The 19,385-nt window shown below is 72.0% G+C and carries 26 protein-coding genes and 1 pseudogene; 12 read left to right on the top strand and 15 right to left on the bottom strand.

The window, feature by feature from the left end:
* Positions 1–62 precede the first annotated feature (62 nt).
* Positions 63–701, top strand: a complete 639-nt coding sequence (locus VAB18032_RS03710) for a 5-formyltetrahydrofolate cyclo-ligase (protein WP_415877993.1) — start codon at positions 63–65, stop codon at positions 699–701.
* Positions 698–856: pseudogene (locus VAB18032_RS32710) on the top strand (FmdB family zinc ribbon protein); the annotation flags it as partial. The gene VAB18032_RS03710 and the pseudogene VAB18032_RS32710, both read left to right, overlap by 4 nt.
* Before the next feature lie 62 nt (positions 857–918).
* On the opposite strand, the gene VAB18032_RS32705 reads toward VAB18032_RS32710, so the two are convergent.
* Together VAB18032_RS32705 and VAB18032_RS32230 are read right to left on the bottom strand one after the other, a co-directional pair.
* Positions 919–1,113 carry a hypothetical protein gene (locus tag VAB18032_RS32705; RefSeq protein WP_050814533.1) on the bottom strand — a complete coding sequence of 65 codons (195 nt, stop codon included), beginning with the start codon at positions 1,111–1,113 and terminating at the stop codon, positions 919–921.
* 27 nt (positions 1,114–1,140) lie between these two features.
* Complete coding sequence (locus VAB18032_RS32230) at positions 1,141–1,314, bottom strand: hypothetical protein (protein ID WP_169804606.1); 174 nt, start codon at positions 1,312–1,314, stop codon at positions 1,141–1,143.
* A 112-nt stretch (positions 1,315–1,426) separates the two neighbouring features.
* Between VAB18032_RS32230 and VAB18032_RS03700 the strand changes: the two genes are divergently transcribed.
* Entirely contained in the window at positions 1,427–1,765 is a 339-nt protein-coding gene (locus tag VAB18032_RS03700) for a hypothetical protein (RefSeq protein WP_013731439.1), read from the top strand.
* Positions 1,766–1,795: 30 nt separating this feature from the next.
* Here the strand turns inward: VAB18032_RS03700 and VAB18032_RS03695 are convergent, their stop codons facing one another.
* The gene (locus VAB18032_RS03695; RefSeq protein WP_013731438.1) at positions 1,796–2,281 is read right to left on the bottom strand and encodes a DUF2231 domain-containing protein; all 486 of its coding nucleotides are present in this window, start codon (positions 2,279–2,281) and stop codon (positions 1,796–1,798) included.
* A gap of 181 nt (positions 2,282–2,462) precedes the next feature.
* On the opposite strand from VAB18032_RS03695, the gene VAB18032_RS03690 reads away from it, so the two are divergent.
* Together VAB18032_RS03690 and VAB18032_RS03685 are read left to right on the top strand one after the other, a co-directional pair.
* A complete protein-coding gene (locus VAB18032_RS03690; RefSeq protein ID WP_013731437.1) occupies positions 2,463–2,891 on the top strand; it encodes a Fur family transcriptional regulator in 429 nt (142 codons plus the stop codon).
* 44 nt (positions 2,892–2,935) lie between these two features.
* A complete protein-coding gene (locus tag VAB18032_RS03685) occupies positions 2,936–3,799 on the top strand; it encodes an oxygenase MpaB family protein (protein ID WP_013731436.1) in 864 nt (287 codons plus the stop codon).
* Between the two features lie 34 nt (positions 3,800–3,833).
* Here VAB18032_RS03685 and VAB18032_RS03680 read toward each other — a convergent pair whose 3' ends face one another.
* The 10 genes from VAB18032_RS03680 to VAB18032_RS03640 all read right to left on the bottom strand — a co-directional run bounded on the left by VAB18032_RS03680 (position 3,834) and on the right by VAB18032_RS03640 (position 11,669).
* Positions 3,834–4,676, bottom strand: a complete 843-nt coding sequence (locus tag VAB18032_RS03680) for a RecB family exonuclease (protein ID WP_086011314.1) — start codon at positions 4,674–4,676, stop codon at positions 3,834–3,836.
* A gap of 148 nt (positions 4,677–4,824) precedes the next feature.
* On the bottom strand, positions 4,825–5,439 hold the full coding sequence (locus VAB18032_RS03675; RefSeq protein WP_013731434.1) for a MarC family protein: 615 nt from the start codon (positions 5,437–5,439) through the stop codon (positions 4,825–4,827).
* Positions 5,440–5,472: 33 nt separating this feature from the next.
* Positions 5,473–6,333: a PHP domain-containing protein gene (locus tag VAB18032_RS03670; RefSeq protein WP_013731433.1), complete on the bottom strand. Its 861-nt coding sequence runs from the start codon at positions 6,331–6,333 to the stop codon at positions 5,473–5,475.
* A gap of 18 nt (positions 6,334–6,351) precedes the next feature.
* Positions 6,352–7,566 carry a hypothetical protein gene (locus VAB18032_RS03665; protein ID WP_013731432.1) on the bottom strand — a complete coding sequence of 405 codons (1,215 nt, stop codon included), beginning with the start codon at positions 7,564–7,566 and terminating at the stop codon, positions 6,352–6,354.
* A gap of 50 nt (positions 7,567–7,616) precedes the next feature.
* Complete coding sequence (locus VAB18032_RS32700) at positions 7,617–8,429, bottom strand: SigE family RNA polymerase sigma factor (RefSeq protein ID WP_013731431.1); 813 nt, start codon at positions 8,427–8,429, stop codon at positions 7,617–7,619.
* Between the two features lie 103 nt (positions 8,430–8,532).
* Positions 8,533–9,420: a PH domain-containing protein gene (locus tag VAB18032_RS03655; protein ID WP_013731430.1), complete on the bottom strand. Its 888-nt coding sequence runs from the start codon at positions 9,418–9,420 to the stop codon at positions 8,533–8,535.
* 6 nt (positions 9,421–9,426) lie between these two features.
* Entirely contained in the window at positions 9,427–9,585 is a 159-nt protein-coding gene (locus tag VAB18032_RS32295) for a hypothetical protein (protein WP_007455302.1), read from the bottom strand.
* A 116-nt stretch (positions 9,586–9,701) separates the two neighbouring features.
* Positions 9,702–10,382, bottom strand: coding sequence for a TFIIB-type zinc ribbon-containing protein (locus VAB18032_RS03650; RefSeq protein WP_332416467.1), 681 nt, complete (start codon positions 10,380–10,382; stop codon positions 9,702–9,704).
* A 100-nt stretch (positions 10,383–10,482) separates the two neighbouring features.
* On the bottom strand, positions 10,483–11,106 hold the full coding sequence (locus VAB18032_RS03645) for a TrmH family RNA methyltransferase (protein ID WP_013731428.1): 624 nt from the start codon (positions 11,104–11,106) through the stop codon (positions 10,483–10,485).
* A 50-nt stretch (positions 11,107–11,156) separates the two neighbouring features.
* Positions 11,157–11,669 carry a hypothetical protein gene (locus VAB18032_RS03640; RefSeq protein WP_013731427.1) on the bottom strand — a complete coding sequence of 171 codons (513 nt, stop codon included), beginning with the start codon at positions 11,667–11,669 and terminating at the stop codon, positions 11,157–11,159.
* Between the two features lie 785 nt (positions 11,670–12,454).
* Here VAB18032_RS03640 and trxA point away from each other — a divergent pair.
* The 4 genes from trxA (at position 12,455) to VAB18032_RS30470 (ending at position 15,111) form a co-directional block, all read left to right on the top strand.
* Positions 12,455–12,817 (top strand): thioredoxin, encoded by a 363-nt coding sequence (gene trxA, locus VAB18032_RS03635; RefSeq protein WP_013731426.1) that lies wholly within the window; start codon positions 12,455–12,457, stop codon positions 12,815–12,817.
* Between the two features lie 115 nt (positions 12,818–12,932).
* Positions 12,933–13,976 (top strand): Rv2578c family radical SAM protein, encoded by a 1,044-nt coding sequence (locus VAB18032_RS03630; protein ID WP_013731425.1) that lies wholly within the window; start codon positions 12,933–12,935, stop codon positions 13,974–13,976.
* A 119-nt stretch (positions 13,977–14,095) separates the two neighbouring features.
* A complete protein-coding gene (locus VAB18032_RS03625) occupies positions 14,096–14,503 on the top strand; it encodes a CoA-binding protein (RefSeq protein WP_013731424.1) in 408 nt (135 codons plus the stop codon).
* A gap of 98 nt (positions 14,504–14,601) precedes the next feature.
* On the top strand, positions 14,602–15,111 hold the full coding sequence (locus tag VAB18032_RS30470) for a DUF4190 domain-containing protein (protein WP_081476015.1): 510 nt from the start codon (positions 14,602–14,604) through the stop codon (positions 15,109–15,111).
* A gap of 6 nt (positions 15,112–15,117) precedes the next feature.
* Here the strand turns inward: VAB18032_RS30470 and VAB18032_RS03615 are convergent, their stop codons facing one another.
* A complete protein-coding gene (locus VAB18032_RS03615) occupies positions 15,118–16,023 on the bottom strand; it encodes an SDR family NAD(P)-dependent oxidoreductase (protein ID WP_043719603.1) in 906 nt (301 codons plus the stop codon).
* Positions 16,024–16,141: 118 nt separating this feature from the next.
* Here VAB18032_RS03615 and VAB18032_RS03610 point away from each other — a divergent pair, with 118 nt between their 5' ends.
* The 3 genes from VAB18032_RS03610 (at position 16,142) to VAB18032_RS32695 (ending at position 18,374) form a co-directional block, all read left to right on the top strand.
* Positions 16,142–16,660 (top strand): DUF4190 domain-containing protein, encoded by a 519-nt coding sequence (locus VAB18032_RS03610; RefSeq protein ID WP_013731421.1) that lies wholly within the window; start codon positions 16,142–16,144, stop codon positions 16,658–16,660.
* Between the two features lie 71 nt (positions 16,661–16,731).
* Positions 16,732–17,574, top strand: coding sequence for an SDR family NAD(P)-dependent oxidoreductase (locus VAB18032_RS03605; RefSeq protein WP_013731420.1), 843 nt, complete (start codon positions 16,732–16,734; stop codon positions 17,572–17,574).
* Positions 17,575–17,672: 98 nt separating this feature from the next.
* Positions 17,673–18,374, top strand: coding sequence for a GNAT family N-acetyltransferase (locus VAB18032_RS32695; RefSeq protein ID WP_232510664.1), 702 nt, complete (start codon positions 17,673–17,675; stop codon positions 18,372–18,374).
* 4 nt (positions 18,375–18,378) lie between these two features.
* Here the strand turns inward: VAB18032_RS32695 and VAB18032_RS03595 are convergent, their stop codons facing one another.
* Entirely contained in the window at positions 18,379–19,341 is a 963-nt protein-coding gene (locus VAB18032_RS03595; protein WP_013731418.1) for a DMT family transporter, read from the bottom strand.
* Positions 19,342–19,385: the final 44 nt, after the last annotated feature.

Here is a 19,385-nt window from a genome sequence, read left to right as displayed (position 1 = left end):
CAACCACAGGACGAGCGTTGCGTGAGGAGTGTTGCGTGCCGGAATTTGCGGAAGACGCGGAAGTGACACATGACGCGAAGCGAGCGGTGCGGGTCGAGCTGCTCGCCCGCCGTCGGGCCCTGACCGAAACCGAGCGCCACGCAGCTGCGGCGCGCGTCCAGGACGAGCTGGCTGCCCTGGTACGCCGACTGCGGCCGGCCCGGGTCGCCGCGTACGTGCCGGTCGGCAGCGAACCCGGCGGAGCGCAACTGCCGGCGGTGCTCGCCGCCGCGCTGCCGCCCGGGGCGCAGTTGCTGCTGCCGGTCCTGCGCGACGATCTGGATCTGGACTGGGCCGCCTGGGCCGGGCCGCAGGCGCTCGTGGCCGCCGGCCGGGGCATCCGGGAACCGGCCACGCCCCGGCTGGGGCTGACCGCGATCGCCACCGCCGACCTGGTCGTCGTACCCGCCCTCGCGGTGGACCGCCGAGGCGTACGCCTGGGCCGGGGTGGCGGCTCGTACGACCGGGCGCTGGCCCGGGTACCGGCGAACGTCCTGACGGTGACGCCGTTGTACGACGGGGAACTGCTCGACACCCTCCCCGCCGAACGCCACGACCGGCCGGTACGCGCGGTCGTCACCCCGGCCAGTGGTCTGCTCTCGCTCGACACCCTCTCGGGTGTCGTGACCCACACGTCCGCTGGACGAATCGGGCCCCGATGACGCACCATTGGCACTCGAACACGTCGAGTGCCAACCCGGCCGTATCAGATCCGGAGGAGAACGTGCCCACCTACCAGTACGCCTGCACCGCGTGCGGTCACCAGCTCGAGGCGGTGCAGTCCTTCTCCGACGAGCCGCTGACCGAGTGCCCCGCGTGCGAGGGGCGACTGCGGAAGATGTTCAACTCCGTCGGCATCGTCTTCAAGGGCTCCGGCTTCTACCGCACCGACTCCCGCTCGTCCGGCTCGGAGAGCACGTCGAGCAGCACCACGAGCAAGTCCAGCGGATCCGACTCGTCCTCCTCCGGCACGAGTACGCCGTCGAGCCCGTCGAGCAGCTCGTCGTCCGGTTCGACAGGCGGTTCGTCGAGCGGTTCCTCCGGCGGTGGCAAGGCACCGGCTGCCGCCAGCACCTCCTGAGTCGGCCGGTCGCCGGCGCGTCAGTCCCAGTGCGGCGGGCGTTCGGCCAGCAACCGGTCGTCGTTGTCGCCGGTCCGCTCGCCCCACCCCTGGTCGGTGTCGTCGGCGGTCTGCTCGGGCAGCACCGTGAAGTCGTCGCCCAGGTCGACCACCCGGTCGTCGTCGCCCCGGCTGCGGGGTTCCTGCGTCATCACGAGGCGCAAGGTTAGCCTGCGCCGTGACCGGCGCGCTGATCGAGCTGCGCCCACCGGCACGGCGGGGCGGCCTGACCGTCTCCAGGCGGTGCGGTTGGTAGCGTCGGACGGCGTGACGACCTCCCGACCCGGCCCGACCTCCGACGAGCCGTGGCGTCGACCCGAGACCGACGACGGGGCCGCTTCCGGCGAGCCGACGCCGCCGCGACCGACGCCGGGTGGCGGGCCGGTCGGCTATTCCGGGCCGCCACCGACCGTCGCGCCGCCGACCGGCTGGCGGCCACCGGTGCACCTGCAGGCCAACCCGCCCCGACAGTTGCCGCCGCAGGACATGATCGCCCTCGACGCGCAGGAACAGCGGGCTCAGCGGGTGACCTGGGGGGCGGGCGCGGTCGCCGGCGTGGTCCTCGTGGCGTTGGTCTGCCTGCTCTGCACCCGGGCGCTGTTCTGACGCGAACCCGGATGCCGCACCGGGGCACTGCTACTCGAAGGTGTTGCCCCAGACCATCTCGGCACCGGAGTGCCCGGTGAGCCAGACGTAGACCAGCGCGGCCACCCCGAGCCCCAGCACCAGCACCGACAGCACCGGGGCAGCCCAGTTGGGCAGCTTCGGCAGCCGGTCGTGACGGCCGGTCGCCACCAGCAACAGCACGACCGCCACGGCCAGTCCCAGGGTGATCCAGAACAGCACGTCGCCGTACTCGGCATGCTCGTTGATCTTGTCGAGGATCTCGCCGGAGAAGCCGCGCGCGATCTGCCGCTCCTGCAACGCCTCGCCGGACTGCACGCTGACCCACGCGGTGATCGGGGCCACCACCGCCAGGGCCGCCACCGCCCAGTCCAGGCGGGCCCGGAACCGGGGCAGCGCGACGTACGCGAGGGCGAGCAGCACCAGCAGCGGTACGAAGACCACGACCGCGTGCACCACCAGCACGTGCAGGGGTAGGCCCAGCGCCTTCTCGAACATCGACACCTCCGGCTTGATGATCGTGGCTGTCAGCGTACGGCGCGCCGGATCGCCCGCCCATCGCCCTGCTGGTTCACACGCCGGGCCGATCCGCACGGTTCAACCGTCGGGCTGATCAAACCGCCGGCGCCGGGGCCCGCGTCTGGTTGTCGCCAAGAGTTCGGCGTGTTGTCATTGACGCATGCCAACCGGCGAGGAGCTGCTCCGGTCGAAGGGCCTGCGGGTCACCCGGCCCCGCCTCGCCGTGCTCGACGTCCTGGCCGGCGGTGGCCACCTCGAAGTGGACGAGATCACCCGCCAGGTGCGGGAACGCCTCGACTCGGTCTCCACCCAGGCGATCTACGACGTGCTGGGGGCGCTCTCCCGCGCCGGCCTGTCCCGCCGGATCGAGCCGGCCGGCAGCCCGGCCCGGTACGAGGCCCGGGTCGGCGACAACCACCATCACGTGGTGTGCCGTGGCTGCGGCGAGATCGCCGACATCGACTGTGCGGTCGGCGACGCCCCCTGCCTCGACTCCGGGACCGCCCACGGCTTCCAGGTCGACGAGGCGGAGGTCACCTTCTGGGGTCTCTGCCCGGCCTGCCAGACCCGCCGTGCCATTGATCACTGACCGTGCGCTGAAGCGGTGACCGGGGGCCGTGGCAGGCTTGGATGATGGAGTCTGCCGACGCCGGCCTGTTCGGCCCTGGATCCGTGTCGTGGAAGCTGCACGCCGAGCCGATTCTGTTCGTCGCCGGTCTGCGTTCGCTCTACCTTCAGGCGCTGCACCCTCGGGCGATGGCCGGGGTGGCGCAGAACAGCAACTACCGCCAGGACGCCTGGGGACGCCTGATCCGCACCGCCAACTACGTCGGGACCGCCCTCTACGGCACCACCGCCGAGGCGGAGGAGGCCGGTCGGCGGCTGCGCCGGCTGCACGCCCGGATGACCGCGGTCGACCCGGCCACCGGTGAGCGGTTCCGCATCGACGAGCCGGACCTGCTCCGCTGGGTGCACGTCACCGAGGTGGAGTCGTTCCTCGACACCGGACGCCGTGCCGGTGTGCCGCTGGACGCCGCCGAGGTGGACGCCTACTACACCGAGCAGCGTCGGGTCGCCGCCCTGGTGGGGCTGGACCCGCAGACGGTGCCCGGCACCGCCGCCGAGGTTGCCGAGTACTACCGGCAGGTCCGACCCGAGCTGCGGATGACCCGGGAGGCCGCCGAGACCGCGCTGTTCCTGACCGCTCCGCCGCTGCCGTGGAAGCTCAGTCTGCCCGCCCGGATCGGGCTCAACCTGAGCCCGGCACGGTGGGCGTACCTGGGGATCGCCGGCACCGCGCTGGCCCTGCTGCCCGCCTGGGCCCGGCGGCTCTACGGCGGGCTGGGCCTGCCGACCACCGCGCTCTCGGCCGACGTGACGGTACGCACGCTGCGGCTCGCCCTCACCGCGCTGCCCCGCGACTGGCGGGAAGGCCCGATGCGCCGCGCCGCCGAGGAGCGGTACGCCAACCTGGCCAGCACCGCCCCCACCGCCTGACCCGCCGGCACCGGTTGAGCAGCCTCCGGACGGCTCAGTCCTGCTCGGTGGGGGGTGCGGCGGGGCGGTCGACCGCGGCCCACGGTTCCTTGCCCGGCACCGTCGCGCCCGCGGGGCAGGTGCGGCGGTAGTCGCACCAGGCGCAGCGCGGGCCCGGTGTGGTGGGAAAGGCCTCGTCCGGGTCGCCGCCGTCGGCGACGGTCCGCTCGGCGGCCATGATGTCGCGGGCGGTCTCCTCCGCCCGGGACACCTGCCGGGCCAGCGACTCGACGGTGTGGTCGTGCGCCGCGACGGTGCCGCTGGGCAGATGGTGCAGCTCGACCCGTCGGCACGGCCGGCGGAAGACCCGCTCGGCCGCGTACGCGTAGAGGGCCAACGCCTGCGAGCCTCGCGCGTCGTCGGAGTCCAGCCCGGTGCGGCCGGTCTTGTAGTCGACGATGACCAGTTCGGGACCGTCGCTGCCGGCCCGCCCGTCGATCCGGTCGGCGCGGCCGTTGAAGGCCAGCACCCCGGTCTTGACCGCCACCACCCGCTCCACGCCTACCGGCTCGTCGGCCGGGTCGAGCCCGTCGACGTACGCCTCCAGCCAGCCCAGGGCCCGGCGGTAGACCTCGCGTTCCTGCTCGTCGTCACGGTAGCCGTCGCGCACCCAGGTGCCCTTGAGCAGGGTGGGCAGCACCTCGGGGCGGCGACGGTCGGTGGGCAGCGCGTACCAGTTCTTCAGGGCGGTGTGCACGCTGGCGCCGAGGGAGTTGTGCGCCCACGGCGGGCCCTTCGGCGGGGCGGGCCGGTCGACGTACGTGTAGCGGTAACGACGGGGGCAGTCCGCGTACGCGCCGAGCTTGCTCGGGGTGCAGACGAACAGCCGCTCCGGCATGCCGTCGAAGCCGAGCTGCTCCGGCTGCGCGTCGCGCGGCCGGGGCGTACGCCCACCGGCGGCGGGTCGTCCGGCGGGTCGTCCGGTCGGGGAGGGTCGTCGCACGTCTGCGATCCTGCCATCCACCCCCGACACTGCGCCCGACCGGTCAGCGCGTGGCGGTGAAGTCGGCCACGAACGCGAAGATCGCGTCCGCGATGAGCTGCACGGCGATCGCCGCCAGCAACAGGCCGGCGATGCGGGTGAGCACCTCGATGCCGCCGGGCCGCAGCACCTTGACGATGCCGCCGGAGAAGCGCAGCACGATCCAGACGGTAAGCATCACCGCGACGATGGCGGTGGCGATGGCCACGTAGTCCGCCGCCACGTCGGCCTGCTGGACGAAGAGCATGGTGGCCACGATCGCGCCGGGGCCGGCCAGCAGCGGCGTACCCAGTGGCACCAGGGCGATGTTGGAGGTGGCCTGCTTGGTCGGATCGTCGGTCTTGCCGGTCAGCAGCTCCAGCGCGACCAGCACCAGCAGCAGTCCGCCCGCCGCCTGCAACGCCGGCAGGTCGACGTGCAGGTACGCGAGCAGGGTCTGCCCCGCGACCGCGAAGACCACGATCACGCCGAGGGCGAGCGCGACCGCCTGCCAGGCGGCCCGGTTGCGCTCCCGCGCCGCCAGCGGGCTGGTCAGGGCGAGGAAGATCGGCATCATGCCCGGCGGGTCGACGATGACCAGCAGGGTCACGAAGACCTCGCCGAAGAGCTTGAGATCCACCTGGTCACCGTAGCGGTGCGGCCGGAACCGAGATCAGCCGGACGCGACCTCGACCACACCGGACGACTCGGCGACAATCCGTTCGTACGCCTCGGGGGCGGTGGTGAACGCCCCCAGCTGAACCGTCTTGTGCGTGCCGTGGAAGTCCGACGCGCCCGTCACCAGCAGACCCAGGTCGGCGGCGAGGCCACGCACGTGCGCCCGCTCGGCGGGCGAATGGTCCTCGTGATCGGCTTCCAGGCCGGCCAGACCCGCCGCCGCCAGCTCGGCGATCAGCTCGTCCGGCACGATCCGGCCACGCCGGGTGGCCCTCGGGTGGGCGAAGACCGGCACCCCGCCGGCCGCCCGGATCAGCCGGACGGCCTGAAAGACATCGATGTCCTCCTTGGGCAGCCGGTACCGCTCCCCCAACCAGTCGGGGCCGAACGCCTCGGTGGTGGTGACGACCAGGCCGGCCCGGATCAGCGCCTGCGCGATGTGCGGCCGGCCGACCGTCCCGCCACCCGCCCCGGCCAGGATCTCCGGCCAGCTGACGTCGATGCCGTCGGCCCACAGCAGGGCCACGATGCGCTCCCCTCGCTGCAGCCGGGCCGCACGCACCCGGGCCAGTTCCGCGACCAGTTCCGGCGCGTCCGGATCGAAGAGGTACGCCAACAGGTGCAGCGGCAGCGACGGCTCGACACCGTTCCAGCGGCAGGACAGCTCGGCGCCTCGGACCAAACGCAGCCCGCCCGGCAGAGCCTGCAGCGCCGGCTCCCATCCGGCGGTGGTGTCGTGGTCGGTGATGGCCACGACATCGAGCCCCGCCTCGGCGGCGGCACGAACCAACTGCGGCGGGCTGAGCGTGCCGTCGCTGGCGGTGGAGTGGGTGTGCAGGTCGATCCGGGGCAGCATCGCCCGAGGCTACCGGCTTCAGCCGCCGTGGCTGACCACCACGGGCGGCTGGTCGGGGGGCCAGCCGGTGAGGGCGATCAGGGTCGGGGAGGCACCCTTGGTCGCCCGATCGACGTCCACCCGGGCCAGGCGGTCGACGGTGTCGGCGTGGTAGTAGGCGGTGCTCGGGGTACTCCACGCCACGGCACCGCTGATCGCCGGGCCGGCGACCACGGGCTTGACGGACCGGTCCAGCCGGGCCAGGTCCACCAACAGCGCCTTGTCCCCGTCGTCGGAGCGTCCGTTGGCCAGCAGCCAACGCCCGTCCGGCGACACCGAACCCAGCCCGTCCCCGTCCAGTCTCGGCCCACATTCCGGGCCGGTCGGGGCGAGGCCGCCAGCCGGGTCGAGCAATGTCAGGCAGGTCGCCGTGCCGGTGACGACCTCGCCGACCAGCCGGCCGTCGGGCAGGGCACCGAAGATGCGACTGGTCGACCGGTCGGTGCCCGGTTCGAACACCCCGGGATGCAGGCGCCACAGCGCATGCCCCGGGCGGTCGGGTGCCAGCCGTACCAGCACGGCACCCTCGACGATCCGCAGCGGCATCGCCTCGGCCGGCACCTCGGCGCGGGCGGCGGGGGACAACTCGCCGTTGATGATCCGCGCGCTGGCCAGCACCGAACCCTGCTTCCAGGCGACCTGGTGGCCTTCCGCGTCCACGACGATCTCGTCGGCACCGGCGAGCAGCACCTGCACCGCACCGGTGGGCGACACCGCCCAGAGGAAACGGCCGGCCAGTCCCGGCGCGCTGACGACCAGCCAGCCGCGACCGTCGGCGAGGCGGTGGGCCCGCTCGATCCGGCCGACACCGGCAATACTCACTCGGCGGCCCTGCGCGGTGGCGATCGCCTCGCCCAGCACGAGGTCGACCTCGGCGAGCGGGGTGCCATTGGCCGGGCTGGGTGCCGGGGCGGTCGGCGTCCAGGTCACCTCGGGCGGCTGCTCACGCTCGCCGATCACCACCCTGGTGCCGTTCGGTGGGGGCTCCTGACCGAGCTGCGTCGCGCCGGCACTGACCATGACCATCGCCACTGCGGCGAAGCTCATTCCGGTCACGGCGCGGCGACGCTGGATCCGCTTCGCTCGCCGGATCACGGCGTCCGCCGGATCGGGGACGGTCGCGTGCGGCATCGCGGCCCGCCGGGACAACTCCTCCCGGACGGCCCGTTCCAGCCCGTCCTGCTCCACGTTCATTTGACGATCCGGAGCCCCGCTCGGGTTGTCACGATCTCGGGGAACGGCGTTCACCGCCGTTCCCCCGCCAGGGCACTGTCCGGCTTCGCGACGGCGGCCGGGGCCTGCGCGGACCCTTCGACGGCCGTCCGCTGCGCTGCCATGTCCGGCGCGACCTCGGACCGGTCCTGCCGGTGCGCGGCCATCGCCGGGTCGGGCTGACCGGCCGCTTCCGGGACACCGGTCGGAGTCGCCGGTGCCGGGGTCGCGGGCACCGAGGTGTCGGGACGGGTCTGCCGGGTCGGAAGCGGCTGGCCGGTCCGCGTCGCGGTGCCGGCCCGCCGGGGCGGGTCCACGCTCGACGAGGCCGCGCCGGGCAGCGCGAAGGCTTCGTCCGCGCCGATCCGGCGGCGCAGGGTGGCCAGCGCACGGGAGGTCTGGCTCTTGACCGTGCCCGTCGAGATGTTGAGCAGGGCGGCGGTCTGCGACTCCGACAGGTCCTCGTAGAAGCGCAGCACCAGGACGGCACGCTGGCGGGCGGGCAGCGCCCGCAGGTGCCGCCAGAGCACGTCCCGGTCCAGTTGCTGCTCGATCTCGTCGACGCCGGGCCGTTCAGGCAGCACCTCGGTGGGTCGCTCGCCGTGCCAGCGACGCCGCCACCAACTCGTCGACGTGTTGACCATCACACGCCGGGCGTACGGCTCGATCGCCTCGATGCCGCCGAGGCGCTTCCAGGCCAGGTACGTCTTGGTCAGCGCGGTCTGTAACAGGTCCTCCGCGGTGCCCCAGTCTCCGGTCAGCAGGTACGCGGTCCGCAGCAGGGCGCTGGAACGGGCGGTGACGAAGTCACGGAACTCGTCCTCCAGCGGATCACTGCTGGCCACGCGCCACCTCCCCGTACCGGGCTCTGCGGGCAGCCTGCCACGGCCGGACCAGCAGGTCGAGGGCGGAAGATGCGCATTGGCTCCGATTTTCGGTCAGGAACCGTCAGGCACCATCGTCAGCCTTGGCCTCGTCCTGCTCCTTGCCCAACCGCGCCTCGACCGCCTGCGGCTCGTACATCTCCTCGACCACGCGGAGATAGAGCTCATTGGGGTTGGGCAGGTTCTTGACCTCGCGCAGCGCCTGCTCCTGACCGGCCGACTCCAGCACGAACGTGCCGTAGTTGAGCGCACGACCGGCCGGCGACTGCTCGTACTTCATATCGGTGACGCGGGTCAGCGGCATCATGGCCACCTTGCGGGTGATGATGCCGTTGACCACCATGACCCGTTTGTTGGTCAGGATGAACCGGTCGTACCACCAGTCGGCGACCTTCCAGGCCACCCAACCCATCACCGCGAACCAGAGCAGCACGGCGACCGTGGTGAGCGCCCCGACGTCCTGCCCGGCGAGGAAGCCGGAGAGGTAGCCGAGCACGAAGGTCGCGGCGACACCGACGACGATCGGCGTGGCGAGGTGGACCCAGTGCCGCTTCCATTCGCCCCGGTAGCGCTCGGTGGGGAAGAGGTAGCGGGCGACCAGCGAGCTGGGCTCGTCTTCCAGTGGCAGGACCCGGCGTGGGGTCATGCCACTGGCGTCGGCGCGCAGCCCTGCCAGTTCGTCCTCGGAGATCTGAGGCGGCTGGTAGCCCGCCTCCGGGTCCCTTACCCAGGCCCGCCCCGACCGGTCGTCGTCGACGTAGTCGGGGCCTGGGCCGTAGCCGGCGTCGTCCGAGAAGAACGGACCGTCGGAGGAGTAGGGGTCGGGGCGTGAACCGGGGCCGCGACCCGGACCGTCATCGGGGTCGATCCGGGGAATCGGCTCGGTGTCCTGTTCCCGACGAGCCCGATCGGGATCGTCGGGGTCGAAGGGCGGGCCGGAGGGGCTTCCCATCGGCGGCTAGGCGACCAGGCTGGTGAAGAAGTCGCCGAAGCCCTGTGCGATGTCCATGATGCCGCCACCGAGCGACTTGAACACGTCCGCAGCAGAATTTGGCCGGTAGGCGACAAAGAAGATCAAGAATGCGATTCCGGCCCAGGTGAGGACCTTCTTGACCATGGCGGGCCATCCTCTCGCGCGGCGCCGGGTCCCATTACCGCAGCGGCACCCAGAGTATCAGCGTGGTGTCTTACCGTGAATATCTGCGTCCGTTCTCCGACATTCCGGGGGGCTTGTCAAGCCTTCCCGTGCAGGTAAGGAGACGGTGCGCCGTACACGAGCTCGGTTGGCATCCACTCCACCAGGTCGTGCAACACCACGTCCTCGGCAAGCAGATGTCCCGCGCTCGCGGGCCAGGCTATCGCATACAGCCACAATCCCCGAGCCTCGCCGGCGTACGCGCTTCGATCCGTCAGGGAATTGATCAACCACAGTGGAGTAGGGTGACCGGCCACCTTGATGCCGGCGCGTCCGACATGGCCCGGATGCCCTGGACCGGGCTCGGTCAACGCCTCGGCGAGTTCCGGGCCCGCATCGGGACCCGGCACACCGGCGTAGCGGGCACCCAACCCCACCCCCGGCTCCTCGGCCACGAACACCAGGTCGGCGGGCCCACCGCCGAGCGGTTCCGGCCCGGCGCAGGCGACTGCGGTGGCCCGTACGCCGAGCCGGTCGTCACCGGCCCATGCCACGCCGGTGGTGGTCCAGCCCGGCGGCAACGGCCACGGGCACCAGAGCGGCACCGCCGGTTGCCCTGGCTGCGCGGCCTGGATCCGGTCGACCACGCTCGCCACGATCTCGGCACCGATGTTCTCGGGTACGTGCAGCGGAGCGACCGGGCCGCAGTCGGGGCAACGCGACTCCGCGTGCATCAGGTCCGGCGGCCGCACCGACCCACCGCATCTCGGGCAACTCACCGCAACAGTCACGTCTCCACCGTCACCCGCCTGCCGCCCGCCGTCAAGCGGAGCGGCGCCATTGCCGGTTGCGATGTCGCCACCCGGCGCGGCGCGGCGGTCAGTCCGGTGGCGGGCCGGCGTGGGCTCGGATCCACGCGTGCATGGCGATCCCGCTCGCCACGCCGGCGTTGATGGAGCGGGTGGAGCCGTACTGGGCGATGGAGAAGAGTTGGTCGCAGGCGGCACGGGCCGCGTCCGACAGGCCCGGTCCCTCCTGACCGAACAGCAGGACGCACCGGCGCGGCAACGTGCTGCTCTCCAGCGGACGAGAGCCGGGCAGGTTGTCGATCCCGACCAGCGGCAGGTCGTGCTGCCCCGCCCAGGCGACGAAGTCGTCGATCGACTCGTGATGGCGTACGTGTTGATAGCGATCGGTCACCATGGCGCCTCGCCGGTTCCACCGCCGCCGGCCCACGATGTGCACCTCGGCGGCGAGGAAGGCGTTGGCGTTGCGCACCACCGTGCCGATGTTCATGTCGTGCTGCCAGTTCTCGATCGCCACGTGGAAGTCGTGCCGACGCAGATCGAGATCGGCGACCACCGCCTCGCGCCGCCAGTAGCGGTAGCGGTCGACCACGTTGCGCCGGTCGCCCTCGGCGAGCAGCTGCGGGTCGTAGCGGGGGTCGTCCGGCGGATCCCCCGGCCAGGGACCCACGCCGACCTCGTACTGCTCATCGGTCACGGTCAGGCAGGGTACGCCCCGTGCCGACCGGCACCGACGGGCACACGAGGTCAGCGAAGTGCGAGGGCGCCACCGATCCGGTCCAGGAGTCGACGATCGACCGGAGCCAGCGTGCCGTCCGGCGGTACGGCGGACCCGGCGCGGCACACCCGGGCCGCCACCGACTGCACCCACTGCCGGTAGGCCGCCGAGTCGGCGCGGTCGGCCCGACGGTCGAGGATCCGGACGACCGCCCGGCAGGCCGCGAGCACGTCCACCAGGTCGGCGGGTCGCGGTTGCGGTTGCGGTGCGGTCGCCTCTTCGTGGCGGGTGTAGATCGCGGCCACCACGGCACGGACCAGGTCGCTGTCGAAGGCGCGTCCAGCCGCCACCGCCTCCAGGCCGGCGAGCCCGGCCGCCACGCCCGGGTACGGCCGCCCGGGCCCAGGTTGGGTGGCGACCGCGATCACCCGGCCGGGTAGACCGGTGATCAGATCCCACTCGGTGGCGGAGTAGCCCGTGGCGGCGGGGGACACGTTCGGGTGGTCGGCCTGCGGCGGCCCGCCTGGGGCCGGTCGGCTCATGCCCGTACTCCGCATTGCGTCGTGCCGCCCGGCGGCAGCGCCGCGCTGGACCCACGATCCGCCGGCTCTCCGCCGCGTCTGCCGCCGACCCGAGGCACCCCGGCGCCGCGTCTGCTGATCCGCTCGCTGCGCTCGCTCATGGCGCGACCTCCGGCGTCAGCATATGCGGCGCGTCGCTGGTCAGGGGCGGTCAACCGGGAATCTGCGCGGGTGGCGAAACCGCCCGGTGCCGCTGGACGAGACCAAGCGCGGCAGGTGAATCGGAGGAGAAGGCATCCGGGCCCGGTGGCCGCCAACAGGCTTGCGGCAACTGGTCCGCCGCGGCGAAGAAGGCCATCAACCGGGGCCGGACGCAATGAGCGGCGGGGCCCTCCCCGGCACCCGCCGCCCACGCTCTGATGGCTCAAGATTCTGCCGTACGCCCATCCGACTGCACAGAGACCGAGGTCACATTTATATTTTTGTTACATTACCCTGCGTCACCAAACCTCCCCTTCCAGGCGATCTCTGCAGGTCGCATAGGTGCCCGTCAACGCCCAAGTTACTGTTCCGTAGCACGATTGAAGCCGGTCCTAATTGGAAACGCTCCCATCACCGGCCGTCACGCAAATGCGACATGCATTTGCGCGCCGGTAGCGCCGACGCAAACCGAAGATGATCGATGTGTGCTAAAGCCGCAGCCCTGCCGCCCGCGGCCCGGTTTCGGGGATGCTCCGACGGGAATGCGACAGGGTGGCGCGAAGTTCCACCAGACGTAGCTGTTCCGCGTGATCGGAGAGATTCAGATGGCAACCGTCGAGCTGACCACCGCTAACTTCGACCAGGTAACCGAGAGCGATGGCATCGTCCTGGTCGACTTCTGGGCCGACTGGTGTGGCCCCTGCAAGCGGTTCGCTCCGGTGTTCGAGCGCTCGTCCGAAAAGCACTCCGACATCACCTTCGGCAAGGTCGACACCGAGGCGCAGCAGGAGATCGCGGCCAAGTTCGACATCCGCTCCATCCCCACGATCATGGCGATCCGCGACGGCGTGATCGTCTTCGCCCAGCCGGGCGCGCTGCCCGAGTCGGCGCTGGAGAACCTGATCGATCAGGTCCGGGCGCTGGACATGGACGACGTCCGCAAGAAGCTCGCCGAGCACAACCACTGACCGCGCAGGCCGCATGAGCGGTGGCCGGGGCTCAACAGCCCCGGCCACCGCCATCTCCGGCCGCCGACCGGCGCGCCACTTGCAGCCCGGTCGTACGTGTGTTCGAATGATGGCCATGCGCTGGGAGAACCTCACCGCTCCCCCGGTCGAGGGAGTCCCCGGACGGGCAGCGCCAGCGACTCCACCCCTGCCGCTGGCGCTGCCCGGCGCCGTCGTCCGCACCTTCGACACCCCGGGTTTCGCCGGCATGACCTTCTACGAGGTGCACGCCAGATCGATCCTGAACAAGGTCCCGGGCACCTCCCGCGTTCCGTTCGAGTGGACTGTCAATCCGTACCGGGGTTGCAGCCACGCGTGTTTGTACTGCTTCGCCAGGAAGACCCACACATATCTGGATTTCGACGCGGGAGCGGACTTCGATCGGCAGGTGATCGTCAAGGTCAACGCGGGTGAGCTGCTGCGCCGCGAGTTGGCCGCACCGCGATGGCGTGGCGCGCACGTGGCGATGGGCACCAACGTCGACTGCTACCAGCGGGCCGAGGGGCGATACCGGCTGATGCCGTCGATCATCGAGGCGCTGCGCGACTTCGCCAACCCGTTCTCGATTCTGACCAAGGGCACTCTGATCGTGCGTGACCTGCCGCTGCTCCGGCAGGCGGCGCAGGCGACCCGGGTCGGGGTGTCGTTCTCGGTGGGCTTCGTCGACGAGCGACTGTGGCGCTCGGTCGAGCCGGGCACCCCGAGTCCCCAGCGACGGCTCGACGCCGTACGCCAGTTCACCGACGCCGGCTTCGAGGTCGGGGTGCTGATGGCGCCGATCCTGCCCGGCCTCAGCGACGACGACGAGTCCATCGAGTCCACCGTCGCGGCGATCGCCGCCGCCGGGGCGGCCAGCGTGACGCCGCTGCCGCTGCACCTGCGACCCGGCGCCCGCGAGTGGTACGCGCAGTGGCTCGCTCGGGAACATCCCCACCTGGTCCCCCGCTACCGGGAGCTGTACCGGTCCGGCGCCTACGCGCCGCAGCCCTACCAGCGGGAGTTGACCGCCCGGGTACGCGTCGCCGCCCGGCGACACGGCCTGTACCGGCCCGACCGGAGCGAGCACCGCCAGGTGCCGGCCGCCCCGGCCCCGGCACCCGAACAGCTCAGCCTGCTCTAGCGAGGCGTCCGCCCAGACGTTCGACCAGCCCAGGCACCCCACCGCGCAGACGTCACACCGCGCAGACGTCACACCGCCAGGCGGCCGACCGCATCCGCCGGTGCGACTACAGTCGGCATGTGCGCTCCCCCAGCCAGATCCTCGCCGAATCCGCCGTGATCGCCGTCGTCGGTGCCTCCCGTGACCCGGACAAGACGGCCCACAGCGTGCCGGCGGCGATGCAACGGCAGGGCTGGCGGATCATTCCGGTCAACCCGTTCGCCGACGAACTGTTCGGCGAGCCGGCGTACCGCACGCTCGCCGACATTCCGCACCCGGTCGACCTGGTGAACGTGTTCCGGCCGGCGGAGGACGCCGTGGAGGTGGTCCGGCAGGCGGTGGCGATCAATGCCCCGGCAGTCTGGTTGCAGCTGGACATCGTCTCCCCGCAGGCCCGCCAGATCGCGGAGCAGGCCGGGATCGACTACGTCGAGAACCGCTGCATCGCCGTCGAGCGGGCGGTGGCGGGCCTGACCCGGCTGGGCTGAACCGAACCGCTGTGAAACACCTCCGGTGCAGGTAGCGTCCCGACTGGGAGCGTCATCCGACGGCTACCGGCAGCGAGTGGCGGACGGAGGAGATCAGCGTGAGTCAACCGCCAGAGCCGGATCAGCCGCCATCGCCGTACGAGCCGCCGCCGTCACCGTACGGGCAGCCGCAGCACGGGCCACCCGGCGAGACCGGGCAGCCGCAGCACGGACAGCCCGGCGAGCCGTACCCGGGTCAACCGGCGTACGGGCAGCCGTCGTACGAGCAGCCGGGCCAGCCGCCGCACGGCCAGCAGTGGGGACAGCAACCCCCGTACACCCCGCAGGTGCCGTACGGGCAGTACGGCCCACCGTCGCCGCCGGGGGGCGGTGGGGGCACCAACGTGCTCGCCATCCTGTCGCTGGTCTTCGCGTTCGTCTTCGCGCCCGCCGGCATCGTCCTCGGCCATCTGGCCAAGCGGCAGCTACGCACCAGCGGTGAGCAGGGCGAGCAACTGGCCAACTGGGGACTGATCCTCAGCTACGTCTTCACCGGTCTCTACCTGCTGGCCTGCTGCGGCTGGTTGGCGCTGGCGCTCTGGGCCGGCTCGGACAGTCAGTACACCTGACCCGACTCAGCGGAACTCGGCCTCGCGCACAGAGTTGCCGCCATCCACCACCAGCATCTGCCCGGTGATGTACGACGCCGCCGGCGAGCAGAGGAAGGTGATCGCGGCGGCCACCTCGTCCGGCGTACCGGGTCGTCCCACCGGTGTGCCCAGACCCTGCTTGATCTCGGCCATCGTCGACGCTGCGGTGTGGATGGTGCCCGGTGCCACCGCGTTCACCGTCACCCCGTCGGCGATCATCTCCATCGCCAGCGCCCGGGTAAGCCCCACCACACCCGCCTTGGCGGCCGCGTACGCCGCCTCGGTGGGCAGCGCGTTGACCGGCCCGGCGGTCGCGGCCAGATTCACGATCCGGCCCCAGCCCCGCTCGGCCATCCCGCCGATGAAGGCCCGGCTGCACAGGAAGGCGGTGGTGAGATTGCGGTCGATCTCGCCCTGCCACTCCTCGTAGCTGAGCTGAGAGACCGGGCGCAGCACCTCGGGGGAGGCGCGGCTGGCCAACCCCGCGTTGTTGACCAGGACCTCCACGTCACCGAGCTGCTCTGCCACGGCGTCGGCCAACGCACCGACCTCCGACTCGTCGGTGAGGTCGGCGACGAATCCGGTCACCCCGAGCTCACCGGCCCGGTCGTGGATGCGCCGGGTGGTGGAGACGATGGCCACCCGGGCACCCAGGTCGGTCAGCCGCCGGGCGGTGGCGTACCCGATGCCGTCGGGGCTGCCGGCACCGGTGACCAGGGCCACCTTGCCGTCCAACCGCATGGTCACCGGCTCGGGCAGCACGGCTGGTGCGTCGGTTCCCTCCATGCCGGCCGTCACGGCGGCGCGGGTCCGTCGGACCACACCTGGTCGGCTGTTGTCCCGCCGCGGCCTGCTGCCGGACCGGTCCGCCGCTCGCGCGTCAATCCCCATGCCGAGATCCTGCCCTGCGGCACCGCCTCGGGCAACGCGGCACCCGGGGACACTGTCCGGCGAGTCCTCGCCGGGGGTGGCTACGCTGACTGCCCGATACTGCGATGGAAGTGAGCCGATGACACAGCCCGCGTCCGGCGGCTGGCCCGACCCCTCGGCCGGCCAGCCCTCCAGTCCGCCGGTCGACTCCACTCTGCCGACGAGTCCGCCGCCCGTACCGTCCCAGCCCGCCGGGTACGACCCCTACCAACCCGCCGACCCGTACGGTGGCATGAAATTCGACCTCGGCACGCCGGCGGCGCCCGCGCCGTACCCGCCGGCCGGTTACCCGCCCCAGCCCGGATACGGCTATCCGCAGCCGGGGTACGGCTATCCACCGCCGCAGCCGACGAACTCGTTGGCCATCGTCGCCCTGGTGCTCTCCCTGATCGGCATCGGCTCGTGCATCACCGCGCCGATCGGCGCGATCATGGGGCACGTCGCCATGCGCCAGATCCGTGAGCGGGGCGAGGGCGGCGAGGGCATGGCGAAGGCCGCCATCATCGTCGGCTGGATCCTCACCGCTCTCCTCGTGCTGGCGATCGCCGTCTACGTGGTCCTGATCATCTTCGCGATCTCCAGTTCGTCCACGGTCTAGTAGGCGCGGGCCCGCCGGGCGGCAAGGTCGAGGCGGGCCCCGACCCGCGGGCGTCACGGTAATCTCATCCGGTGACCGGCGTGAATGGATCTCTGCGGGACACCGACCGTCGGCTGGTGGTGGTCACCGGGGCCAGTGCCGGCATCGGGCTGGCCGCCGCCGTCGAGCTGGCGCGCCGCGGCGACCAGGTGGTGCTGGTCGGCCGCGATCCGTCCCGGCTACGCACCGCCGCCGACGAGGTACGCGAGTCCTCCGGCGAACGCCCTGCGGTGTTCCGCGCGGACTTCGCCGTGCTCGACGACGTCCGACAGTTGGCCGAGCAGTTGCGTGCCGCGTACGACCGGATCGACGTGCTGGCCAACAACGCCGGCGCGATCGTGCTCGCTCCGGTCACCACCGTCGACGGCTTCGAACTGTCCGTCCAGGCCAACCATCTGGCCCCGTTCCTGCTCACCAACCTGCTGGCCGACCGGGTCCGCCGGATGGTGGTGACCGCCTCCGGTGCCCATCGCAGTGGCGTACTCGATCCGGACGATCTCAACGCCCCGCTGCGCCGATACCGCCCGCTGACCGCGTACGGCACCAGCAAGCAGGCGAACATCCTGTTCACCGCGGAGGCGGCCCGGCGGTGGCCGCAAATCGGCTCGTACTGCTTCCATCCCGGCGTGGTGCGGACCAGGTTCGGCAACGAGAGCCGGTTGGTCGCCGTGGGCATGCGCCTGCTTCCGCTGCGCAGCCCGGGCAAGGGCGCGCAGACCCTGGTGTGGCTGGCCAACCAGGACCGGTCCCGCCTGCGCGACGGCGGCTACTACTTCGACTGCCGGCCCCGCCGACCGCTGCGCAAGGCGGCCGACCCGCAGCTCGCCGCCCGGCTCTGGACGGCCAGCGCCGCCGCGGTCGGCCTGCCCGCCTGAGCACTGCCGCGCCGGGCGGGGACAGCCGGGTTGCCGCCGACGGGGTCGCGGGAATGGCGGGACGTTGGAATACTCCGCCCGTGGTGACCACGGGGGACGTGAGTATCGAAGTACTCGACAACGACGAGAAGCTGACCGAGCGGCTGGACGCGGAGTTGACCGCGTACAACCGGCGGGCGACCGGTGCCGACGACGAGGCGGGGCTCTCCGTCCGGGTCACCGGGTCCGACGGCGAACTGGTGGCCGGGCTGACCGGGTGGACCTGGGGCGGCTGCGCCGGGATCGACATGGTGTGGGTCCGCGAGGACCGCCGGGGCGAAGGCCTGGGTGCGCAGCTGCTGGCGGCAGCCGAGCAGGAGGCCCGACGGCGCGGTTGCACCCAGCTCTCGGTCGCCTCGTTCTCGTTCCAGGCCCCGGATTTCTACCGACGGCACGGTTACCTCGACACCGGGCGACGGGAGGGCATCCCGGGCGGCCACGTCGACCACCAGTTCTGGAAGTCGCTGGTCACCGAGTCCGCCGACGCCGTACGCCTGGTCGCGCTTGTGGAACTGGCCGGCACAGCGGTCGAGGCCGGGCAACGGTACGAGGATCACGTGCTCGCCCTGCTGAATCGACACGGTGGCCGGGTGGAACGGCGGCTGCGCACCGGCGACGGGCGCACCGAGGTGCACGTGATCCGGTTCGATACCCGGGCCGGTTACACGGCGTTCCTGGCCGACCCGCAGCGGCTCGCGCTGCGGGCCGAGTTGGGCGACGCCGCGCCGCAGACCCGGGTGCTGGAGGTCGACGAGGTCTGAACCGTCAGTCGCGTATCGGTGCCGCGTCCGCCGGCACGGCGGTGCTCACCCGGGTCGCCCGGCGGGCGGTACGGGCGCTGCTCAGCACCACCACCGCGACCCCGACCAGCAGCAGCGCCAGGCCGGGCAGGGTCACCGGGTCGGGCAGCTGCCCCAGCCAGGCCCAGCCGAGCAGGGCCGCGCCGGGCGCCTCCAGCAGGATCAACACGCTGACCGTGGTGGCCGAGACCCGCCGCAGCGCATAACTGAACATCGAGTGGCCGAGCAGTTGGGCGCCGGCCACCAGGGCCAGCACCGCCAGCCAGGTCCCGGTGTCGAAGCCGCCGAGCGGCACCCCGGCGACCAGGCAGATCACCAGCAGGATCAGCGCGCAGACCCCGTAACAGATGGTGGTGTAGGTGGCGGTGCTGACGGTGACCCGGGCCCGCTCCCCCAGCGCCGTGTAGATCGCCGCGAACAGTCCGCCGACCACCGCCAGCAGATCACCGGTGAAGGCCTGCGCAGAGACCGTGAAGTCGGCGCCGGTGGCCAGCACAGCGCCGACGACCGCCACGCCGATCCCGGCCCACACCCCGGCCGGGAGCCGGCGGCCCTGGGCCCGGGCGATCAGCCCCTGCCAGACCGGTTGGGTGGCGACCAGCGCCGTCGCCGCAGCCACCGAGGTGAGTTTCGCGCTCGGCATCCAGGTGGCGAAGTGCGCCGCCAGCGCCACCCCGGACAGCACGCAGAACATGCCCTCGCGCCGCCCCGCGCCGGTGACCAACGAGCGGAACTCGGCCCGCCGCCGCAGCACCGCGAACGGGCTCAGCACGCCCACCGCGATCATGTTGCGCCAGAACGCGACAGCCAGTGCCGGCGCGGCGGCGAAGGCGATCAGCGGGGCGGACGACGACACGGCGACGACGGCGAGCGCCAGCGCGCCGGTGGTGAGCAGCTCACGCGGTGGACGATGCGGTTCGAGGGGCACGAGGGGTAATCCTCACACGCCGACGATCACCACGGACCGTCATC

This window comes from Micromonospora maris AB-18-032 (genome assembly GCF_000204155.1).
In the GTDB taxonomy this organism is placed as follows: domain Bacteria; phylum Actinomycetota; class Actinomycetes; order Mycobacteriales; family Micromonosporaceae; genus Micromonospora; species Micromonospora gifhornensis.
Note: the sequence above shows the minus strand (reverse complement) of the source record. Positions and strands in the feature narration are given on the sequence as shown.